Origin of the sequence: Occultella glacieicola, from assembly GCF_004353825.1 — a bacterium.
Lineage (GTDB): Bacteria > Actinomycetota > Actinomycetes > Actinomycetales > Beutenbergiaceae > Occultella > Occultella glacieicola.
The window spans coordinates 364,293-384,993 of sequence record NZ_SMNA01000003.1 but is presented as its reverse complement, the minus strand read 5'-3'; the positions used below and the strand labels follow the sequence as shown (position 1 = coordinate 384,993).

The window sequence follows — 20,701 nt, the reverse complement described above, 5'->3', positions numbered from 1 at the left end:
GGAGCGGGGGCGAGGGGGCCGCCCTCAGCCGGCCGTCGGCTCGAGGGCGTATCCGACTCCGTGGACCGTGCGGATCAGGTCGGAACCGAGCTTGCGCCGCAGGGCCTTCACGTGCGAGTCGACCGTGCGGGTGCCGGAGGCGTCGGCCCAGTCCCAGACCTCGGCGAGCAGGCGCTCGCGGGAGAGCACCGTGCGCGGGCTCTGGGCCAGGCAGACCAGCAGGTCGAACTCGGTGGGGGTCAGGTGGGCCTCCCCCCCGGAGCGGTTCACCCGGCGCGCGGCCCGGTCGATGACGAGGTCGCCGAGCACCATCGGCGGCTCACCGGAGCCGGTCGTGGGCGCCTGCCGGGACCGCTCCACCCGGCGCAGCAGCACCTTCAGCCGGGCGAGCAGCTCGCGCATCGAGAACGGCTTCGTCATGTAGTCGTCGGCGCCGACGCCCAGTCCGATCAACATGTCGGTCTCGTCGTCGCGGGCGGTCAGCATCAGCACCGGCGCCGCTGGGTGCCCGCTGGTGGCCTGCTCGGCCTGGATCCGGCGGCAGACCTCGAGGCCGTCGATGCCGGGGAGCATCACGTCGAGCACGATCAGGTCCGGTCGCAGGGTCGCTGCCGCCTCCACCCCGGACGGCCCGTCGTCGGCGATATGGGCGCTCCAGCCCTCCGCCTGCAGACGCCGGGCGATCTGCGCGGCGATCTCCGGTTCGTCCTCGACGATGAGTACTGACGTGTGCGGCTGGGCGGTCGACATGGGAAAACTCTGGCACACCCGGGCCGCAGGATCCGGGAGGTCGGGGGCTACTCTGGCTCCACTATGCCTGGCTATCCCGCCGCCACCCGTCGAAGGCCCTCCGGTACTCCGCGATGACCGGCGATGATCCGCGATGATCACCGACTGGCTGCTGGTCCTGCTCGGAGTGGTGCTGACCGCCGGGACCGCGTTGTTCGTGGCCGCGGAGTTCTCGCTGGTGGCGCTCGACCCGGCGACGGTCGACCGGCGCAGCGCCGCAGGTGACAAGCGAGCCACGCTGCTCGTGAGGGCGCTGCGGCATCTGTCGACCGAACTCTCCGGGGCACAGGTGGGGATCACCTTGACCACCGTGCTGCTCGGGTACACGATGCAGGCGGCCGTCGCGAACCTGGTCGCCGTACCGCTGGGGCGGACCGGGCTGACGACGGCGATCGCCACGGCCGTGGCCGTCGTCGTCAGTCTCGTGGTCGTGAACACGTTCTCGATGATCTTCGGTGAGCTGGTCCCGAAGAACTGGGCGATCTCGGACCCGATGAAGGTGGCGAAACTGGTCATCCCGTTCCAGCACGGCTTCACCACCGCGTTGCGGCCGATGATCTCGGTCCTGAACGGGTCGGCGAACCGGGTGCTCCGCGCCTTCGGGGTGGAGCCGCGCGAGGAGCTCAGCGGCGGCCGCTCGGCCACCGAGCTGGCCGCGTTGGTGCGGCACTCGGCGAAGGCGGGCACGCTCGAGATGTCCACGGCCACCCTGCTGACCCGGTCGATCGGGCTGGGTCGGCTCACCGCCGTCGATGTGATGACGGACCGGATGCGGATGCACGCGGTGGACCGGGACGCCCGTGCCACCGACCTGCTCGCCCTGGCCCGCTCGACCGGGCACTCCCGGTTCCCGGTCATCGACGCCTCACCGGACGAGGTGGTCGGCATCGTCCAGTTGCGGCGGGTGGTCGCGGTCCCGCACGAGCGACGCGGGGACGTACCCGTCGGTGCGTTGATGGACGAGGCGCCGCGGGTGCCGGAGACGATCCGGCTCGGACCTCTGCTCGTGGAGTTGCGTGACGGGCTGCAGATGGCGGTGGTCGTCGACGAGTACGGCGGCACGTCCGGGGTCGTGACCCTCGAGGACGTGGTCGAGGAACTGGTCGGCGAGGTCGCCGACGAGCACGACCGCGGCCGACGCGTGGTACGGCCCGGTCCGGCGCGGACCTGGATCGTCCCGGGCAGCCTGCGTCCCGACGAGCTCTACCACCAGACCGGGCTCGTGGTCCCGGACGAGGCGCCCTACGAGACCCTCGGCGGCCTGGTGATGACGGCGCTCGGCCGGCTGCCGGTCGTCGGCGACGAGGTCGAGGTGCCCGGCGTGACGTTGCGAGTGCGGACCATGGACTCCCGGAGGGTGGACTCGATCCAGGTCCGGGCCGCCGAGGCCACGGCGGAGTCGGAGGACGGGCGATGAGCTCCGGGACCGCGCTGGTCGTGGCGCTCGTGCTGCTTGCCGCGAACGCGTTCTTCGTGGGCGCCGAGTTCGCGATCATGTCCGCCCGGCGCTCGCAGATCGAACCGCTCGCCGAGTCCGGCTCCCGGGCCGCTCGCACCGCCCTGTGGGCGATCGAGAACGTCTCGCTCATGCTCGCCTGCGCCCAACTGGGGATCACGATCTGCTCGACGGGGATCGGTGCGGTCGCCGAGCCCGCGATCGCCCGGCTGGTCGAGGGCCCCCTGATCGCCGTCGGGCTGCCCGAGCAGGCCGGCCACGTCGTCGGCTTCGTGGTCGCGCTGGCGATCGTGGTCTACCTGCACGTGGTCGTCGGGGAGATGGTCCCGAAGAACCTGGCCGTCTCCGCGCCGGAGCGAGCCGTCCTCTGGTTCGCCCCGCCGCTGGTGTGGATCTCCCGGGTGCTCTCCCCGGTGATCAGGTTCCTGAACTGGTTGGCGAACGCGATCCTGCGTCTCGGCGGCGTCGAACCCAAGGACGAGGTCACCTCCACCTTCACCGCCGAGGAGGTCGCCGCGATCGTCGAGCGGTCCCAGGCCGAGGGACTCCTCGACGACGACCTCGGCCTGCTCACCGGTGCCATCGAGTTCTCCGAGGCCACCGCAGGCACAGTGATGGTCGGCCTCGATGCCCTGGTCACGCTGCCCCTGGGGTGCACGCCGGACGACGTCGAGCACGCGGTCGCGAAGACCGGGTACTCCAGGTTCCCGGTGACCGACGGCGATGCCGTGATCGGCTACCTGCATATCAAGGACGTCCTGTACGCGGACTCCGACGAGTTGCGGGCGGCGCCGGTGCCGGACTGGCGGGTGCGGCCGATGGCCATGGCCGCCACCGGGGACGAGATCGAGGACGTCCTCGCCGCCATGCAGCGCACCGGTGCCCACCTGGCCGCGGTCAGCGCCGCACCGGACGCGGGCATCGGCGGCGGTGAGGTGCTCGCGCCCGGCGCCGTCGCCGAGGCCGACTCCGCGGTCGCCAACGCGGCCGACTCCGGGCGGATCGGCGTGGTGTTCCTGGAGGACATCCTCGAGGAACTGGTCGGTGAGGTCCGCGACTCGATGCAGCGGGCCCAGCAACGATGAGCCCGGTTTGGTTCCGGCGGACGTTCCTGCCTACGATGCGCCGCGTGCGCGTGGGTTCGCTCACAGGTTCTGGACCGATTCAAGGAACATCCGTTATGGTTTCGTGATCCGGTCGGGCCGGGCCATGTGGCCCCGCGACCGCGAGCCCAGCGTGTGCCCTCGTCGTGCCCTTCCCTCGTTCCCGTTGTGCCAAGAACCCTTCCCCCGGAGGTCGTGTGAGTTCTCAGCGTGATCAGTCCGCTGACGATCTCGCGACCCCTGAGAACCTGACCACGGCACCGAGCGCAGCGCTCACCCGCCGACAGATCCGCGAACGGGAGCGTGCCGCCGAAGCCGCTGCCCGGGCCGCGGAGTACGCCGTGGCGCTCGCCCGGCCCACGTTCGCCGAGGACGTCGTCGACTCGACCGGGGCGCCGACCACGCCCGACCGGGCCGGAGACGGCGAGGAGTCGGTCGAGGCGCCGGCCGCGGTGATCACTGAGACCGAGGTTGTCGACGCGGCCGATGGTGCGGCTTCCGAGGCCGCCGACGTTGCCGACGACAACTCCGACGCCGGAGTCTCTGACGCCGCCGTCGAGGTCGTCGCCGACTACGACATGGAGGTGGTCGCCGCCGAGGGCGCTGTCGACGACGTCGAGGTTGCCGACGACGTGAGCGACCGTGCCGAGACGGCAGACCTCGCCAGCGAGGAGTCCGTCAGCAGCGCCACGGAGGCCGGCGAGCCGGCTCCCGAGGAACCGGATGTGGTGACGGATACCGACGCCAGCGGCCCCAGGGGGCCGAGGAACCGGACCGACAGCCGTGGGCCGGCCGGCCGGTCGCCCCGGGCCCGCCGGTGGGTGCCGAGGCTCGCGGTGCTGGCGGCGCTCGGCATCGCGACCACCGTCGTGCCGCTCACCGGTGCCGCACTCCCGGACAAGCCCTCCGACGAGGCCGTCGCACCGCTCCTGACTGCGACCAGCGCGCTGGACGTCTTCGCCGGCGGCGCGTACGCCCCGGCCGACGCCAGTGCCGCGCTCGCCGCGGACCCGCAGGCCCGGGCCCGAGCCCTCGCCGCGGCCAGCCGGGACACCGGCGCGCGCGAGGAACTCACCTGTGGCGCTGCGGCGTTCGAGGCCAACGGCGTCGTGGCCGCCGAGGAAACCATCGTCCCGGTGGACCTGGTGATGCCGCTGACGGCCGGCTCCTACTCGTTCACCTCCCGGTACGGCTACCGCTCCCACCCCATCTACGGTGGCTACGGCGAGCACACCGGGACGGACCTGGCCGCGGCGGCGGGGACCCCGATCCACTCCATCGCGGACGGTGAGGTCATCTACGCCGGCGGCGGCAAGGACGGCCGGTCCGGGATGCTGGTGATCGTCCAGCACGAGATCGACGGCGACCCGGTCTGGTCCTGGTACGTGCACATGTACCCCAACGGCGTGTTCGTGGACGTCGGCCAGCAGGTCGCCGCGGGTGAGGTGATCGGCGCGGTCGGTTCCTACGGGAACTCCACCGGCCCGCACCTGCACCTGGAGATCCACCTCGACCAGGACCTCACCACCGTGGACCCGCAGGCATGGTTGGCCAGCCACGACGCGGCCCCGCTCACCAGCGACACCCCGCTCTGCTCCGAGGGCTGATCCGGCCCGCACGCCGGGCTTGAGCCGCGCACCTGCGACCCCGCCCCGAGCGGGTCCGGCACGCGTCAGTCGAGGCGCATGCCCCAGCGGACCGTGTGATCGGTGCCCGGCTCCAGCCGGATGAGCCGTTCGCCGCTGCGGAACGCGTCCGCCACACACGTCATCGGTTCGGCCGCGAGCCCGGTACGTCGTGCCTGCGGGGCTGCGACCTGGTCGCCGGTGCACATCTGCCAGGTGCGCAGGGACTCGTCCATCCACACCGACGCCAGGCGCCCGTCCGTCCCTCGCAGCCGCAGCCAGGACAGGCCGCGGTCGTCGTAGAGGGCACCCACGAACGCGTCGTCGAGCGCGGTCCGGCCGAGTCGGCGCGGCTCCCGGAAGTCCAGATCCTCCGGGATCTCGGCGACGCCCGTGGGCAGCAGCCGGTCGTCGGTGGGCACCCAGGCGGTCGCGTCCAGCTGGACCTCGGCATCGTCGAGGCTGCCCGGCCCGGGTGAGAGCCACGGGTGGAAGCCGATCCCGTATGGGGCCGCCACGGGGCCGAGGTTCGCGGTGGTCGCCGTGACCGTGAGGCCGTCGCCGTCGAGCGCGTACCGGATCCGGGTGCTCAACGGGAACGGGTACCCGGGCGTCGCGGGCGGGTCGAGGCGCAGTTCGACGGCGTCCGCGGTGTGGGAGATGACCGTCCAGCGCTGCCAGCAGACGAGCCCGTGCAGGGCGGTGCCCCGTTCCGGCTCGGTCAGCGGCAGCTGGAGTTCTCGACCCTCCCACGTGTACCGGCCGTCCCGGATCCGGTTCGGCCAGGGCACCAGGACGGCCCCGTTCGAGGCGGGCGGGAGTTCGTCCACGCCGTAGGGGACCACGACGTCACGCTCACCGACGCGGAACAGGCGCAGGTTCGCCCCGACCTCGGTGACGACGGCGACGGCGTCGCCGGCGCGGATCTCGAACTGCTGGCCGGTGGGGGAGAGGGAGGTCACCGACTCAGCCTAGCGACACCCGGCTCTCGCTCCGCTTCGGTGCCCCCGACTGGATTCGAACCAGCGACCTTCTGCTCCGGAGGCAGACGCTCTATCCACTGAGCTACAGGGGCGTTTCAACGCTGCGTGAGCCTACCAGGATTTGGCGGGCGGCCACGCCCGCCGGGACCGCCGTGGGACCGGGGCGCCCGATGGACCGGCAGCGTGACGCGGGAGGGCCCCGGCGCGACAGAGGCGAGGATCACATCGGTGCCGCGGCACCGGGACCACCGGAGTGGTGCAGTTCTTCCCATCGGCGCGGCCACGCAGGGTCCAACGCGCGCTTACGATGGCTCAGATCAGGGGAGCCGGCGCGGCGGTCAGCACCGCCGTCGGCCGGAGTCGGAGAATCAGCGGAGGCCCAACCATGAGCCAGGACCCATCAGCGAACCCGTACGGACGCCCGCAGGGCGAGCCCGGCGCGAGCGACGGTCCGGAGTACGGCTTCGGGCAACCATCGCCCGATCAGCCCACCCAGGCGTTCGGCCCGGAGTCGACCCAGCCGTTCGGCCAGGGCTACGGGCAGACCTCGATGCCGCACCAGGGCGGGTACGGGCAGGCGTCGACGCCGCACCAGGGCGGCTACGGGCAGACCTCGATGCCGCAGCCGGGTGGGTACGGACAGGGTGGCTACGGCCAGGCGTCGATGCCGCAGCCCGGTGGACCGACCGGTCCCGGCGGTGGTAACCGCGGCGTCGTGATCGGTGCCGTCATCGGGGGAGTCGTGGTGCTCGCCGCCATCGTGTTCTTCGCGATCCAACTGTTCTCCGGCGGCGGCGGCGAGGAACCGACCGCCACCGGGACGTCCACGCAGGGCACGACCGACGACCCGACCGACGAGCCGACCGACGAGCCCACGGACGAGCCGAGCGGCGAGCTCTACGACGAACTGACCGCCGACGTCGAGATCGTCGTCGGTGGCGGCGACCTCGGGGGCACCTGGGCGATCGACGACGCCGGATGGACCGTCGCCGACGGGCTGGACCCGGCGCCCGCCGACTCGACCGAGGCGTACTCGGCGAACTTCGTCGGGGACGAGGGTGACGTGACGATGAGTGCCGTCGCGTTCGAGACCGAGGAGGAGGCCGCCGCGTACGCGCAGCAGGTGTCCGACTCGCTGGGGGAGCCCATCTACGAGACCCACGTCTGGGAGCAGGACAACGGCGAGACCTCCGGTACCCGCTGGGACTTCTCGGACGGTGAGACCCTGGACATCATCTGGTGGTACGACACGGCCGTGGTGTTCCACGTCACCGGGCCCGATGAGAACGCCGTGCCGTTCGACTTCTACCTCGGCCTGGAGCTCTGACCCGCCGGCCGCCTCCGGTCGGGTTCGGCGACCCGGGCGATACGCTCGCGGCGTGTGGCAGGAGGAGGTGGGCGCGGCCCTCGCGGCCGGTTTCGGCCGGCTGACGATGCAGCCCGACGACGCCCCGTGGGCCGGTCCGTCGAGTCCCGACCGCGCGGCGTCGGGTCCATCCGCCCCGGAGCCATGGCTGTTCCGGGCGCAGCGGCCCACCGCGCGGACGCCCGGCGCCGACTACACGAGCGCCGCGCCCGTGCTCCTGGCCCGGCGGCTCGGCCGGCCCGACGTCGCCGGGGACCTTGCCGTCGCGCTCGCGGCCCAGGTCCGCGCGGCCGACGGCGTCGCTGACGCCTGGGCACGCGACGGTCACGTCGCGCTGTCGGTCACCCCGGCGGCGCTCGCCGGCGTCGTCGACGACCTGCTCGGCCCCGGGTCCACGGTCGACACCCCGCCCGGGTCCGGTGCCGATGGCCCACCCGGTCCCGTGGCCGGTGCCGACCGCCCACCCGGCACCGCGGGCCCTCCCGAGGCGCTCGCCCGGTTCCTCCCCGGAGACGCCGCGCGGGCGGGGCCGGCCCGCCTGGCACACGCCCGCGCGCGCAACCTCACCCGGGTCGCCCACGCCCACCGGGTACGGCCCTGGCCCGCCGGGATCGCACGCCGTCGCGCCCTGGCCGCCCTCGTCGACGAGCCTGGCACCCGCGAACTCATCCTCTGCCTGGCCGGATCCCGGGCCGCCGTCGCCCGGGCCCGCGAGACCGGCCGGCCAGACCCGGTGTTCGCGCACCTGGCCCGCACCGCGGCCGCGCACCGGGCCTGGTACGAGGTCACCCGGGTGACCCCGCGGGGCGACGGGGCGATAACCTCGGCGCACCGATCCCGACTCTGCCTGAACGACGCCACCACTCCGGTTCTCGCCGGCGGGCTGGCGGTCCTCGGCCTCGACGCCCCGGAGCACCTGTGACCCACCCGACCGACCCCCAGCTGTGGCCCGCGAACGTGTCCGTGACCGACGGCGTGCTCGACCTCGCCGGATTGTCGGTGACCGAACTCGCGGCGACGTACGGGACGCCGTCGTTCCTGCTCGACGTGGCCGACCTGCGCGGGCGGGCCGCCCGCTACCGGGACGCCCTCGCCGGGGCGTTCGCCCCGCTCGGCGTCGACGTGGACGTCTACTACGCCAGCAAGGCGTTCCTGAGCACCGCCGTGGCCCGGTGGGTGCACGCCGAGGGGCTGCGTATCGACACGGCGGCGCACGGCGAACTGGCCACCGCGATCGCGGCCGGCGTGCCGGGCGCGGACATCGGGCTGCACGGGAACAACAAGTCGGCCGGGGAGATCACCCTGGCGCTCGAACACGGCGTCGGACGGATCGTCGTCGACTCGCTGCCCGAGATCGACCTGGTCGGCTCGATCGCGGCCCGGCTCGGGGTCCGCGCACCCGTGATGGTGCGGGTCACCACCGGGGTGCACGCCGGCGGGCACGAGTTCATCGCGACGGCGCACGAGGACCAGAAGTTCGGGCTCTCCCTGGCCAGCGGGGCAGCCGCGCAGGCACTTGACCGGATCCACGCCGACGACCGGCTCGACCTGCTCGGCCTGCACTCGCACATCGGCTCGCAGATCCTGGACCCGGCCGGTTTCGGGGAGGCGGCCCGGGCGCTGCTGCGGCTCCGGGCCGACTTCGCCGGGCGCACCGGCGTGCTGCTGCCCGAGATGGACCTCGGTGGCGGCTTCGGCATCGCCTACCTGCCCACCGAGCGGGGCGTCGACGTGGCGGCCCTGGCCACGGACCTGGCCGAGATCCTGACCGCCGAGGCGCGGGTGCTCGGGACCCCCCTGCCGCGGCTGTCCTTCGAACCGGGCCGGGCGATCGTCGGGCCCGCCATGATCACCCTGTACACCGTCGGAACCGTCAAGGACGTGGTCCTCGACGACGGCGGCACCCGGCTGTACGTGTCGGTCGACGGCGGCATGAGCGACAACATCCGTACGGCCCTCTACGACGCGGACTACCACGCCGAGCTGACCTCCCGTTCCTCCACGGCCCCCCGGGTGCGTTCCCGGGTGGTCGGCAAACACTGCGAGAGCGGGGACATCGTGGTCCGGGACGTGCTGCTGCCCGCGGACCTGGCCGCCGGTGACCTCCTCGCCGTGCCCGCCACCGGCGCCTACGGGCGGTCGATGGCGAGCAACTACAACATGGTGCCGCGCGCCGGCGTCGTCGCCGTCGAGGACGGGCAGGCCCGGGAGATCGTGCGGCGGGAGACGATCGAGGACGTCCTGGCCCTCGACATGGGGTGAGGCCCGTCGGGTGTCCACACCCTGACGCGCTCGCCCGGGACCGGACCCGGGAGCCCTATCCTGTGGCAGTCCCCGCGCGAACCCTTCCCGCGCGCGTGCCGACGCCGAAGGAGATCATGAACGACGTCCCCGCACCCCTGCGAGTCGCCGTGCTCGGCTGCGGCGTGGTCGGCACCGAGGTGGTCCGCCGCCTCCTCGAGCACACGGCCGAGTTCTCGGCGCGCACCGGCGCCGACCTGGAGCTCTCCGGGATCGCGGTGCGCACCCTGACGACCCCGCGCGACCCGGTCGTGCCGACGGACCTGCTCACCGACGACGCCGCCGGGCTGGTCGCCGGGGCGGACCTGCTCGTGGAGGTGATGGGTGGCATCGAACCGGCCCGCACCCTGATCCTGGACGCGCTGCGCGCCGGCGTCAGCGTCATCACCGCGAACAAGGCGCTCCTGGCCCAGCACGGCCCGGAACTGTACGAGGCGGCCGACGCCGCGCACGTGGACCTGTTCTACGAGGCGGCCGTCGCCGGGGCCGTGCCCGTGGTCCGCGGGGTCCGGGAGTCGCTCGCGGGGGACCGGATCAACCGGATCCTCGGCATCGTCAACGGGACCACGAACTACATCCTCGACGAGATGACCACGAACGAGCTGGACTTCGGCGCGGCGCTCGCGCAGGCCCAGGAGCTCGGCTACGCCGAGGCGGACCCGACCGCGGACGTCGAGGGCCTCGACGCCGCCGCGAAGGCGGCCATCCTCGCCTCCCTCGCCTTCCACAGCCGGATCGCGCTCGCGGACGTCAGCGTCCAGGGGATCACGCAGATCACCCCGGCGGACATCGCCTCCGCGGCACAGACCGGGCACGTCATCAAGCTCCTCGCCGTCGCCGAGCAGCGGCGCGACGGCGCCGGCCAGGGCGGCGGCGTCGCGGTGCGGGTGTACCCGGCGCTGGTCCCGGCCGAGCATCCCCTCGGCAACGTGCGGGGTCCGTTCAACGCGGTGCTCGTCGAGGCGGAGGCCGCCGGCACCCTGATGTTCTACGGCGCCGGCGCCGGTGGCGCGGCCACCTCGAGCGCCGTCCTCGGCGACCTCGTCGCCGCCGCCCGGCACCGGGTCAGCGGCGGCAAGTCACCGTCGGAGTCGCGGTACGCCGACCTCACCCGGCTCGGCGCGGACGAGATCCGCACCCGCTACCAGATCCGGATGGAGATCACGGACCGGCCGGGCGTCCTCGCCGAGGTGGCGACCGCCGTCGCCGAGCACGGGGTCTCCTTCGAGACGGTGCGTCAGCAGGGCCAGTCCGGCGGACCAGCCGAACTGGTCATCGGCACCCACGAGGCCAGCGAGTCCGCCCTCGCCGCGACGCTCACCGCGTTGGATACGCTCGACGTCGTCCCCAGGATCAGCTCGGTCCTGCGTGTGGAAGGAATCTGATGGCCAAGCCGTGGCGCGGCGTGATCGCCGAGTACGCAGACCGCCTGCCGATCGAGGACGGGGACCCCGTCATCAGCCTCGGCGAGGGCGGCACCCCGCTGGTGCACTCGCCGTCGCTGTCCGCGGCCACCGGTGCCCAGGTGCACCTCAAGGTGGAGGGGGCGAACCCCACCGGGTCGTTCAAGGACCGCGGCATGACGATGGCGATGAGCAAGGTCGCCGGCACCGGCACCGAGGTCGTCGTGTGTGCCTCCACCGGGAACACCTCCGCCTCCGCCGCCGCGTACGCGGTGCGCGCCGGCCTCGGCTGCGCCGTGGTCCTCCCGCAGGGCAAGATCGCCGCAGGCAAACTCGCGCAGGCGATCGTCCACGGGGCCACGCTGCTCGCCGTGGACGGGAACTTCGACGACTGCCTGCGGATCGTGCGGGCGCTCGCCGAGAGCTACCCCGTGGCGCTCGTGAACTCCGTGAACCCCTACCGCCTGCAGGGGCAGAAGACGGCCGCGTTCGAGGTCGTCGACGCGCTCGGCGACGCCCCGCAGATCCACGTGCTGCCGGTCGGGAACGCGGGCAACATCTCCGCCTACTGGATGGGCTACCGCGAGTACGCCGCGGACGGCCTCGCCTCCCGCACCCCCAGGATGTGGGGCGTGCAGGCCGAAGGATCCGCACCGTTCGTCAAGGGTGAGCCCATCGAGTACCCCGAGACCGTCGCGACCGCGATCCGGATCGGCAACCCGGCCTCCTGGGACCTGGCCGTGGCCGCCCGGGACGACTCCGGCGGGCGCATCGACGCCGTCACCGACGCCCAGATCCTGGACGCGCAGGCCCTGATCGCCCGTGAGGTCGGCGTGTTCGTGGAACCCGCCTCCGCGGCCAGCGTGGCCGGCCTGCTCGAGCGGGCCGAGGCCGGGGACGTGCCCGAGGGGGCCCAGGTGGTCTGCACCGTGACCGGGAACGGCCTCAAGGACACCGCGACCGCACTCGGTGACACCGTCATCGAGCCGCAGGTGATCGGTGCGGACGTCGACGACGCCGCCCGTGCCCTCGGGCTGAACTGACGCCATGCGCCTGCTGTACGACCAGGTCTCGGTGCGCGTCCCCGCGACCAGCGCCAACCTCGGTCCCGGCTTCGACGCCTTCGGTCTGGCCCACCGGATCCACGATGTGGTCCACGTTCGCGCCACCACCGGCGCGACCGCCGTCGAGGTCACCGGGGAGGGGTCCGGGGAGGTGCCCGACGGCGAGGAGCACCTCGTGGTCAGGGCGCTGCGGGCCGGTCTGGAGTACGCCGGGGCACCGCAGGCGGGCCTGCACCTGCGGTGTCTGAACGCGATCCCGCATGGACGCGGCATGGGCTCCAGCGCCGGCGCCGTGGTGGCTGGGCTGGTCGCCGCACGCGGGCTGATCGGCGATCCGGACGCCCTCTCCGACCAGGCGGTCCTGGAACTCGCCACCGAGTTCGAGGGGCATCCGGACAACGCCGCGCCGGCCCTGCTCGGCGGGGCCACGATCGCGTGGATGGGGCCGGAGGCCCGGGCCGCCCGGATCGAGGTGCACCCCTCGATCACGGCCACCGTGCTCATCCCGGGCGAGCGGCTGGCCACCCGCCGCGCCCGGGCCGCGCTCCCGCGGACCGTGGCACACACCGACGCCGCCTTCAACGCCGGCCGGTCCGGGCTGCTCACGCTCGCGCTGCTGACCCGGCCGGACCTGCTCATGGCGGCGACCGAGGACCGGCTGCACCAGGACCACCGGGCGGACGCGATGATGGCGAGCGTCGCGCTCGTGCACAACCTGCGCGACCGGGGCATGCCGGCCGTGATCTCCGGCGCGGGGCCGAGCGTCCTCGTGCTCGCCGACCTGGGACCGGAGATCGAGACGGAACTGACCGACCGGTGGCGGGTGCTGCACCCCCGGATCGATCGTGACGGGGCCCAGATCCTGGCCGGCTGAGCCCGGTGGGCGTGGCACCCCGGGCTCCGGAATGTCGTGGGCCGCGCGGATCCGCGGTGATAGGCTGGCCGCGCATCGACGGGCCTGATGCGTACCCGCACGGCCCACGTGATGACTCCGCCCCGAACCCCGCGCCCGAGCGCCTGCCCGGTCGCGTCGGCGCGTGGCGGAAACCACCCGGGTCCGAGACCCGGAGTCAGTACTCGCCGGGCCTCGCCCGGCACATCGAGGGGGAAGGAACCCCGTGACCGAAACGATCAACACCTCGACCGGTTCCGGTCGAGGCGGCGCACTGTCTTCGCTGCGTCTGCCCGAACTCCAGGCGCTCGCTGCCGAGCTGGGGCTCAAGGGCACCGCGAAGATGCGCAAGAGCGACCTCGTCACCGCCATCCGCGCGGCCCGGTCCGGTGGCGATGGCGCCGCCGGCGAGCCGGCGACCCGCCCGGCCCGCAGCACCCGTGGGAGCCGGCCCGCCGCGCAGGCGCCGGAAGCGCCGGCCGCGCAGACGCCGGAGGCGCCCGCCGCCGGGAGCACCGACGGGACGGCCGCCGACGGTGGCGACCGGACCACCCTCCGCGGGCCGGCCCGGCGCGGCTCCGGTGACGCGAGCCGATCAGGCTCGGCCACCCGCTCCGGTGACGCGGACGGCGCCGGCACCACGCGCGCGCCGCAGGCCGAACAGCCCACCGAGGCGACGCCGTCGGGCTCGGGCGCCCCGCAGCGATCCACCCGCAGCCGCCGTGCCACCGCACCACAGCGCGACACCTCGCGCCAGCCCGAGCGCGCCGAGGGCGAGGGCTCCCAGAGCCAGCCCGACCAGCCTGCGCGTGCGCAGGGCAGCCGCCAGCGCGGCCGTGGCGCCGACTCGGGCAGCGGTCAGCCGCAGTTGGACCTGTCCTCGCTCGTGCCCGAGCGCACCGAGGACGCGCCGAGCCGCAACGGGCAGTCGGATCAGGGCCGTGGCCAGGCTCAGCGCCGGCCTTCCCTGGACGACATCCAGTTGCCCGAGGGGCGGCGGGTGGACAACCAGGGCGACGGTGACCACGGCGGCTCCGACGACGACGAGGACCGGGGTTCGCGCCGGCGACGCGGCCGGGACCGCTTCCGCGACCGGGACCGCAAGCGCCGTCCGACCCGGACCGGGGAGTCCGCCGGCGAGGACGAGGTCGAGATCGCCGAGGACGACGTGCTGCTGCCCGTCGCCGGGATCCTGGACATCCTCGACAACTACGCGTTCGTGCGGACCAGCGGCTACCTGCCCGGTGCGAACGACGTCTACGTCTCCCTCGGCCAGGTCAAGAAGAACGGCCTGCGCCGCGGTGACGCGATCACCGGCGCCGTGCGTCAGCCCCGCGAGGGCGAGAACTCCGGCAACCAGCGGCAGAAGTTCAACGCGCTCGTACGCCTGGACACGGTCAACGGAGCGCCCGCCGAGGAGGCCCTCGAGCGGCCCGAGTTCAGCAAGCTGACGCCGCTGTACCCGCAGGAGCGGCTCCGCCTGGAGACCCGCCCGAACCTGATCACGGCCCGGATCATCGACCTGGTCGCCCCGATCGGAAAGGGCCAGCGCGGCCTCATCGTCGCGCCGCCCAAGGCCGGCAAGACGATCATCATGCAGCAGATCGCGAACGCCATCACCACCAACAACCCCGAGGTGCACCTGATGGTGGTGCTGGTGGACGAGCGACCCGAAGAGGTCACCGACATGGAGCGCACGGTCAAGGGCGAGGTGGTCTCCTCCACGTTCGACCGGCCGGCCTCCGACCACACGATCGTCGCGGAGCTCGCGATCGAGCGGGCCAAGCGCCTGGTCGAGCTGGGCCAGGACGTCGTGGTGCTGCTGGACTCGCTGACCCGGCTCTCCCGCGCCTACAACCTCGCCGCACCCGCCTCCGGGCGGATCCTCTCCGGCGGCGTGGACGCCTCCGCGCTGTACCCGCCGAAGCGGTTCTTCGGGGCCGCGCGCAACATCGAGCACGGCGGGTCGCTGACCATCCTCGCCTCCGCCCTCGTGGAGACCGGATCGAAGATGGACGAGGTGATCTTCGAGGAGTTCAAGGGCACCGGGAACATGGAGCTGCGGTTGTCCCGACAGCTCGCCGACAAGCGGATCTTCCCGGCCGTGGACGTGAACGCCTCGGGCACCCGTCGCGAGGAGATCCTGGTCTCGGCCGAGGAGCTGAAGATCATCTGGAAGCTCCGCCGGGTCATGGGCGGACTCGACCAGCAGCAGGCGATCGAGCTGCTGCAGTCCAAGCTGCGTGACTCCGGCTCGAACGCGGAGTTCCTGCTGACGGTGCAGAAGACGACGCCGGGCCACCCCAGCGCCTCCTCCGAGCTCAGTTAGCGCCCCGGGCGGTTCCGCAGACGCCAGGGGAGTGACCGAGCAGGAGGAACACCAGTGAGCGAGGACTTCACGGTCGTCGGGCCGTTGCTGGCCGAGTACGCCGAGATCGAGGCTGCGCTCGCCGACCCGGCCGTGCACGCGGACCAGGCCCGGGCGCGCTCGCTCGGCCGCCGGTACGCCGAGCTCGGCCGGATCGTCTCGGCCCACCGGGCCTGGCGGGCCGCCGAGGAGGACGCCGAGGCCGCCGCGGAGCTCGCCGCCGAGGACCCGGCCTTCGCCGACGAGGTGGTGCCGCTGCGGGAGGCCGCGACGGCGGCCGCCGAGACCCTGCGCCACGTGCTCGTGCCCCGCGACCCCGACGACGGCCGCGACGTCATCCTCGAGGTCAAGGCCGGCGAGGGCGGCGAGGAGTCCGCGCTGTTCGCCGGCGACCTGCTGCGTATGTACCTGCGCTACGCCGAGCGGCGGGGTTGGTCCACCCAGGTGATCAGCGCCACCGAGTCCGACCTCGGCGGCTACAAGGACGTCTCGGTCGCGGTGAAGTCGCGCGCGAGCGACCCCGCCGAGGGGGTCTGGGCGCACCTGAAGTACGAGGGTGGCGTGCACCGGGTCCAGCGGGTCCCGGTCACCGAGTCGCAGGGCCGGATCCACACCTCCGCGGCGGGTGTGCTGGTGTTGCCCGAGGTCGAGGACGCCGGGGAGATCGAGATCGACCCGAACGACCTGCGCATCGACGTGTACCGGTCCTCCGGGCCGGGCGGGCAGAGCGTGAACACGACCGACTCCGCCGTGCGGATCACGCACGAACCCACCGGGATCGTGGTCTCGATGCAGAACGAGAAGTCGCAGCTGCAGAACCGCGAGCAGGCGATGCGGGTGCTGCGGGCCCGGCTGCTCGCCGCCCGGGCCGAGGCCGCGGCCGCCGAGGCCGCGCAGGTGCGCCGCTCCCAGGTGCGCACGGTGGACCGCAGCGAACGGATCCGGACCTACAACTTCCCCGAGAACCGGGTGGCCGACCACCGGACCGGGTACAAGGCGTACAACCTCGACCAGGTGCTCGACGGCGACCTCGGCCCGGTCATCGCCTCCGCCGTCGAGCTGGACGAGGCCGAGCGGTTGGCCGCTGCGGGTGGCTGAGCCCGTGCCGGACCCGCAGGATCCGCCCGGCCCTCAGGATCCGCCCGGCCCGCAGGCTTCGGCCGGCTCGCGGGGCCTGCCGGACCTGCGCGCCCTGGTGGCCGGGGCGACGGCGGTGCTCGCCGAGGCCGGCGTGCTCTCGCCGCGTGTGGACGCGGTCGCGCTCGCCGGGCACGCGCTCGGGGTGCCGAACCTGGTGCTCGCGATGGCGCCGCCACTGCCCCCGGACTTCTCCGCCCGGTACGCCGCCCTCGTGGAACGCCGCCGGCTGCGCGAGCCGTTGCAGCACATCACCGGCACAACCGCGTTCCGGCACCTCGACCTGACCGTGCGGCCCGGCGTGTTCGTGCCCCGGCCCGAGACGGAGACCGTGGCCCAGGTGGCGATCGACGCGGCCCGGGCCCTGGCGGGAGCGAGTGCGGTCGCCTCGATCCTGGAACCATCGGACCCGACCCGCTCGGCCGGCGCCGCCGCGGTCGTGGACTCGTCTGGTGCGGTCGTGGACTCGCCGGGTGCGGTCGTGGTGGACCTCTGTACCGGTGGCGGCGCCATCGCGCTGTCGGTCGCCGACGAGGTCCCGGGCGCGTGGGTCACCGCGGTGGAACTCTCCCCGGAGGGGGTGGCCCTCGCCCGCGGCGACGCCGACCGCCTCGGCCTCGCGGTGCGGGTCCTGACCGGGGACGTGCGCGAGGCGAGCCTGCTCGCCGAGCTCGACGGCGCCGTCGACGTGCTCGTCTCGAACCCGCCCTACATCCCGCCGGACGCCGTGCCGATCGATCCCGAGGTCCGCGATCACGACCCGGACCTCGCCCTCTACGGCGGGGGCGCGGACGGGCTCGAGGTTCCCCGCGCCGTCGTCCGGGCGGCGGTCCGCCTGCTGCGCCCGGGCGGCACGTTCGTGATGGAGCACGCGGAGGTCCAGGCCGCGGCCGTGCGCGCCGACGTGGCCGCAACCGGTGCGTTCACCGACATCCACACCGTGGTGGACCTGACCGGCCGCGACCGGATGGTCGTCGCGACCCGCCGCCCCTGACCCACCCCCGCGGCCGGCCATCGGGGCGCGGCGGCCATCGGGGCGCGGCTGGGGGTCAGGGGGCTAGGGAGTCAGGAGGTGGGGGTGGTGCGGTGGCGGCGGACGTAGGTTGCCACATACCAGCCGAGCGCGATGCCGGCCAGGTCGGCGAGCAGGTCGAGCGGGTCGCCGGTCCGGTCGGGGAGCACGACGTGCTGGATGAGTTCGCTGAGGACCGCGTGGGCGGCGAGCCCGAGCGCGAGCCAGCGGGCCGGGATGCCGGCGAGGCAGCCGGTGGCCATCACGGCGGCGAAGATGAGGGCGTGCGCCACCTTGTCCGCGCTCGGCACGCCCGTGTCCGGGGTCTCGATCCTCGGCCAGTACAGCGCCACGACCTGGATGATCACGGTCGCCACGAACAGGACCCGGATCAGCACGGTCGACAGGCGTGGGCGGGTGGTGGCGGTCACCGGAACACCCTCGCACGCGCGGCGCCGGTCGTGTCGTCGATCGGCGTCGGTGCCGTCGGGCCGCCGGACGTGAAAGACTCGCCCGCGTGAGTGACGAAGAACTGAGGGACTGTACGGACCCGGCACAGCGTGGACCGCACCTGGACGCCGCCGTCGAGGCCCTCGCCGCCGGCCGCCTGGTGGTGCTGCCCACCGACACCGTCTACGGGATCGCCGCGGACGCCTTCACCCCGAAGGCGGTCGCCGCCCTGTTGCGAGCCAAGGGTCGGGGTAGGCAGATGCCGCCGCCCGTGCTCGTCGGCGACGTGCTCACCCTCGACGGTCTCGCGACCGAGGTCCCGGACTCGGTGCGTGAACTCGTCGAGGAGTTCTGGCCGGGCCCGCTGACGGTGATCCTGCGCGCCCAGCCCAGCCTGCACTGGGACCTGGGTGACACGAACGGCACCGTTGCGCTGCGGATGCCGGACGACGAGATCGCCCTCGACCTGCTGCGCCGGACCGGCCCGCTCGCGGTCTCCAGCGCGAACCGGACCGGCAACCCGGCGGCGCTGACCGCGGCCGAGGCGCACAGCGAGCTGCTGCGCACCGTGAAGGTCTACCTCGACGGCGGACCGGCGCGGGGGAGCGTGCCGTCCACCATCGTGGACGCCACCGGCGACCAGCTGCGGATCGTGCGCGAGGGGGCGCTGAGCCGCGAGGACCTCGGCGCGGTCGTGCCCGAGATCCTCGACGACGAGGAGCTCGCCACCGTCGAGGCGGAGGTGGGCGCCGCCGTCGAGGGTGACGAGACCGAGGCCGCGGGCGGCGAGCCCGAGTCGGCTGAGCCCGAGGCGAGCGAGCCCGAGGTGGGTGACGCGGTCGAGCCGAGCGAGTCCGAGACCACTGAGGCCGAGCCGGTCGAGCCCGAGGTGGGCGACGCCGTCGAGCCGCCGACCGACCCTGGTGCCGCCCGGCCGTGAGGCTCTACCTCCTCATCATGGTGATCGCCGCGGCGGCGACCTATCTGGCGACCCCGCTCGCCCGGCTGATCGCCCAGCGCACTGGTGCGGTGACGCCGGTGCGCGACCGCGACGTGCACGCGGTCCCGACACCACGGATGGGTGGCCTGGCGATGTTCGCCGGCCTCGCGGTCGCGTTCGTGATGGCCTCCCGGATGCCGTTCCTGGAGAACGTCTTCGCGGACACGGTGCCGTGGGCGATCCTCGGCTGTGGCGCCCTGGTGTGCCTGCTCGGGGCGGCGGACGACATCTGGGACCTCGACTGGATCACCAAGCTCGTCGGGCAGGTGCTGATCGCGGGGCTGATGGCCTGGCAGGGCGTCCAGCTGATCTCGTTCCCGATCTTCGGGCTGACCATCGGGTCCTCCCGGCTGTCCCTGGTGGTGACGGTCCTGATCGTGGTGCTCGCCGTGAACGCGGTGAACTGGGTGGACGGTCTCGACGGGCTCGCGGCCGGGGTCGTGGCGATCGGTGGCATCGCGTTCTTCGGGTACACCTACCTGCTCACCGTGAACAACAACCCGACCGACTTCTCGAACCTGGCGACCGTGCTGATGGCCTCGGTGGTGGGGGTGTGCCTGGGCTTCCTGCCGCACAACTTCCACCCGGCGCGGATCTTCATGGGGGACTCCGGGGCGATGCTGCTCGGCCTCACCGTCGCGGCGGCGGGCATCATGGTCACCGGCCAGATCGACCCGGCGGTCCTCGAGACCCGACAGGCGCTGCCCGCGTTCGTGCCGATCGTGCTGCCGGTCGCCGTGCTGCTGCTGCCGCTGATGGACGTGACCGTGACCGCCGGCCGCCGGCTGCTCACCGGCAAGTCACCGTTCCACGCGGACCGTACCCACCTGCACCACAAGCTCCTCGACCACGGCCACTCCCACCGGCGCGCGGTCCTGATCATGTACGCGTGGACCGCGGTGGTCGCCTTCAGCGCGGCCGCCCTGATCGTGTTCCCGGTCTGGGTGGTGCTGGCGTGCCTCGTGGCCGGGGTGCTCCTGGCCACCGTCATCACCGTGGTGCGACTGCCGTTCGCCCGGCTGCGGCCACGCCGCAGCGGCCCACCGACCGACACCCTTCCGGACCAGCAGACCGAGAGAGTCCCGTGAGTGAACCGACCTTCCTGAACGACAAGTACATCCGCACCTCGGCGGTGCTCGACCTCATCAGGAGGGTCCTGAAGCGGCTGCTGCTCGCGGGCGCGGCGATCGCCGTGGTCGGCGCGGTGGTCGGCCTGATCGCGGCCGGCCTGCCGGGGCTGTGGGGGGCGCTCGTCGCCGTGGCGATCGGGCTGGTCTTCACCGCGACCACGGTGGCCGCGCTGTACCTGGTCGCCGGCCGTGGGCCCGAGCTGCTGCAGGTGGTCCTCCTCGGCGGCTGGATCGTCAAGATGGGCCTGCTCGCGCTGGTCCTGCTCTGGCTCCGGGAGCAGGACTTCTACTCCCTGCCTGTGTTCCTCGTCACGCTCTTCGTGCAGGTCATCGTGGCGGTGGTGGTCGAGCTGTACACGGTCGTCACCGCGAGGATCCCCTACGTCACCCCCGAGGCCACGGCGTCCACAGAAGCGACACAAGCCGATCCAGACGGCCCGACGGCGGATGGTGCCGATGTCGAGTCTGGCTCGCCCTCCGGGAGTGGCTCAGCAGGCGAAAACGGCCCCGCCGAGGACCCCGGGGCGACGGACGGATCCTCGCCGCGCAGCGGCGGCGACGGGGCCTGAGGCTTCACACCGCCGTCACAACCACCAAGCGCCATCAGGTAGTCTGAGCGCAG

At 73.2% G+C, this 20,701-nt stretch carries 18 protein-coding genes and 1 tRNA gene; 15 read left to right on the top strand and 4 right to left on the bottom strand.

Annotation, left to right across the window (positions count from 1 at the left end; all coding sequences use genetic code 11):
* Positions 1–24: 24 nt before the first annotated feature.
* A complete protein-coding gene (locus EXU48_RS07345) occupies positions 25–750 on the bottom strand; it encodes a response regulator transcription factor (protein WP_133106974.1) in 726 nt (241 codons plus the stop codon).
* A 133-nt stretch (positions 751–883) separates the two neighbouring features.
* Here EXU48_RS07345 and EXU48_RS07340 point away from each other — a divergent pair, with 133 nt between their 5' ends.
* The 3 genes from EXU48_RS07340 (at position 884) to EXU48_RS07330 (ending at position 4,955) form a co-directional block, all read left to right on the top strand.
* A complete protein-coding gene (locus EXU48_RS07340; RefSeq protein WP_207947655.1) occupies positions 884–2,206 on the top strand; it encodes a hemolysin family protein in 1,323 nt (440 codons plus the stop codon).
* Entirely contained in the window at positions 2,203–3,330 is a 1,128-nt protein-coding gene (locus EXU48_RS07335) for a hemolysin family protein (protein ID WP_133106973.1), read from the top strand. Before EXU48_RS07340 ends, EXU48_RS07335 begins: the two co-directional genes overlap by 4 nt.
* Positions 3,331–3,545: 215 nt before the next feature.
* Positions 3,546–4,955: a M23 family metallopeptidase gene (locus tag EXU48_RS07330; protein WP_133106972.1), complete on the top strand. Its 1,410-nt coding sequence runs from the start codon at positions 3,546–3,548 to the stop codon at positions 4,953–4,955.
* 65 nt (positions 4,956–5,020) lie between these two features.
* Here EXU48_RS07330 and EXU48_RS07325 read toward each other — a convergent pair whose 3' ends face one another.
* Both EXU48_RS07325 and EXU48_RS07320 read right to left on the bottom strand, forming a co-directional pair.
* Entirely contained in the window at positions 5,021–5,935 is a 915-nt protein-coding gene (locus EXU48_RS07325; protein WP_133106971.1) for an aldose 1-epimerase family protein, read from the bottom strand.
* A 40-nt stretch (positions 5,936–5,975) separates the two neighbouring features.
* A tRNA-Arg gene (locus EXU48_RS07320) sits at positions 5,976–6,048 on the bottom strand.
* 293 nt (positions 6,049–6,341) lie between these two features.
* Between EXU48_RS07320 and EXU48_RS07315 the strand changes: the two genes are divergently transcribed.
* The 9 genes from EXU48_RS07315 (at position 6,342) to prmC (ending at position 17,481) form a co-directional block, all read left to right on the top strand.
* Positions 6,342–7,283, top strand: coding sequence for a hypothetical protein (locus tag EXU48_RS07315; RefSeq protein ID WP_133106970.1), 942 nt, complete (start codon positions 6,342–6,344; stop codon positions 7,281–7,283).
* A gap of 52 nt (positions 7,284–7,335) precedes the next feature.
* A complete protein-coding gene (locus EXU48_RS07310) occupies positions 7,336–8,244 on the top strand; it encodes a DALR anticodon-binding domain-containing protein (protein ID WP_133106969.1) in 909 nt (302 codons plus the stop codon).
* Positions 8,241–9,584 (top strand): diaminopimelate decarboxylase, encoded by a 1,344-nt coding sequence (lysA, locus tag EXU48_RS07305; RefSeq protein ID WP_133106968.1) that lies wholly within the window; start codon positions 8,241–8,243, stop codon positions 9,582–9,584. The genes EXU48_RS07310 and lysA overlap by 4 nt, the downstream gene beginning before the upstream one ends.
* A 116-nt stretch (positions 9,585–9,700) precedes the next feature.
* Positions 9,701–11,008, top strand: a complete 1,308-nt coding sequence (locus EXU48_RS07300; RefSeq protein ID WP_133106967.1) for a homoserine dehydrogenase — start codon at positions 9,701–9,703, stop codon at positions 11,006–11,008.
* Positions 11,008–12,069 carry a threonine synthase gene (thrC, locus tag EXU48_RS07295; protein ID WP_133106966.1) on the top strand — a complete coding sequence of 354 codons (1,062 nt, stop codon included), beginning with the start codon at positions 11,008–11,010 and terminating at the stop codon, positions 12,067–12,069. The genes EXU48_RS07300 and thrC overlap by 1 nt, the downstream gene beginning before the upstream one ends.
* A 4-nt stretch (positions 12,070–12,073) precedes the next feature.
* The gene (gene thrB / locus EXU48_RS07290; RefSeq protein WP_133106965.1) at positions 12,074–12,964 is read left to right on the top strand and encodes a homoserine kinase; all 891 of its coding nucleotides are present in this window, start codon (positions 12,074–12,076) and stop codon (positions 12,962–12,964) included.
* Positions 12,965–13,208: 244 nt separating this feature from the next.
* Positions 13,209–15,311 carry a transcription termination factor Rho gene (gene rho / locus EXU48_RS07285; protein ID WP_133106964.1) on the top strand — a complete coding sequence of 701 codons (2,103 nt, stop codon included), beginning with the start codon at positions 13,209–13,211 and terminating at the stop codon, positions 15,309–15,311.
* Positions 15,312–15,365: 54 nt separating this feature from the next.
* Positions 15,366–16,448 (top strand): peptide chain release factor 1, encoded by a 1,083-nt coding sequence (gene prfA, locus EXU48_RS07280; RefSeq protein WP_133106963.1) that lies wholly within the window; start codon positions 15,366–15,368, stop codon positions 16,446–16,448.
* Between the two features lie 76 nt (positions 16,449–16,524).
* Positions 16,525–17,481 carry a peptide chain release factor N(5)-glutamine methyltransferase gene (gene prmC, locus EXU48_RS07275; RefSeq protein ID WP_165962725.1) on the top strand — a complete coding sequence of 319 codons (957 nt, stop codon included), beginning with the start codon at positions 16,525–16,527 and terminating at the stop codon, positions 17,479–17,481.
* Between the two features lie 71 nt (positions 17,482–17,552).
* Here the strand turns inward: prmC and EXU48_RS07270 are convergent, their stop codons facing one another.
* On the bottom strand, positions 17,553–17,930 hold the full coding sequence (locus EXU48_RS07270; protein ID WP_207947654.1) for a VanZ family protein: 378 nt from the start codon (positions 17,928–17,930) through the stop codon (positions 17,553–17,555).
* An 86-nt stretch (positions 17,931–18,016) separates the two neighbouring features.
* On the opposite strand from EXU48_RS07270, the gene EXU48_RS07265 reads away from it, so the two are divergent.
* Genes EXU48_RS07265 through EXU48_RS07255 form a run of 3 tightly spaced genes read left to right on the top strand, consistent with a single transcriptional unit; the run spans position 18,017 to position 20,648 of the window.
* Complete coding sequence (locus EXU48_RS07265; RefSeq protein WP_133106962.1) at positions 18,017–18,889, top strand: L-threonylcarbamoyladenylate synthase; 873 nt, start codon at positions 18,017–18,019, stop codon at positions 18,887–18,889.
* Positions 18,886–20,037: a glycosyltransferase family 4 protein gene (locus EXU48_RS07260; RefSeq protein ID WP_133106961.1), complete on the top strand. Its 1,152-nt coding sequence runs from the start codon at positions 18,886–18,888 to the stop codon at positions 20,035–20,037. Before EXU48_RS07265 ends, EXU48_RS07260 begins: the two co-directional genes overlap by 4 nt.
* Positions 20,034–20,648, top strand: a complete 615-nt coding sequence (locus tag EXU48_RS07255) for a hypothetical protein (protein WP_133106960.1) — start codon at positions 20,034–20,036, stop codon at positions 20,646–20,648. Before EXU48_RS07260 ends, EXU48_RS07255 begins: the two co-directional genes overlap by 4 nt.
* The last annotated feature ends 53 nt before the right edge of the window (positions 20,649–20,701 follow it).

Excerpts from the sequence above, each read along its gene's own strand:
- EXU48_RS07345 (WP_133106974.1), bottom strand. The coding sequence starts at position 750 with ATGTCGACCGCCCAGCCGCACACGTCAGTACTCATCGTCGAGGACGAA.
- EXU48_RS07340 (WP_207947655.1), top strand. The coding sequence starts at position 884 with ATGATCACCGACTGGCTGCTGGTCCTGCTCGGAGTGGTGCTGACCGCC.
- EXU48_RS07335 (WP_133106973.1), top strand. The coding sequence starts at position 2,203 with ATGAGCTCCGGGACCGCGCTGGTCGTGGCGCTCGTGCTGCTTGCCGCG.
- EXU48_RS07315 (WP_133106970.1), top strand. The coding sequence starts at position 6,342 with ATGAGCCAGGACCCATCAGCGAACCCGTACGGACGCCCGCAGGGCGAG.
- EXU48_RS07300 (WP_133106967.1), top strand. The coding sequence starts at position 9,701 with ATGAACGACGTCCCCGCACCCCTGCGAGTCGCCGTGCTCGGCTGCGGC.
- thrC (WP_133106966.1), top strand. The coding sequence starts at position 11,008 with ATGGCCAAGCCGTGGCGCGGCGTGATCGCCGAGTACGCAGACCGCCTG.
- thrB (WP_133106965.1), top strand. The coding sequence starts at position 12,074 with ATGCGCCTGCTGTACGACCAGGTCTCGGTGCGCGTCCCCGCGACCAGC.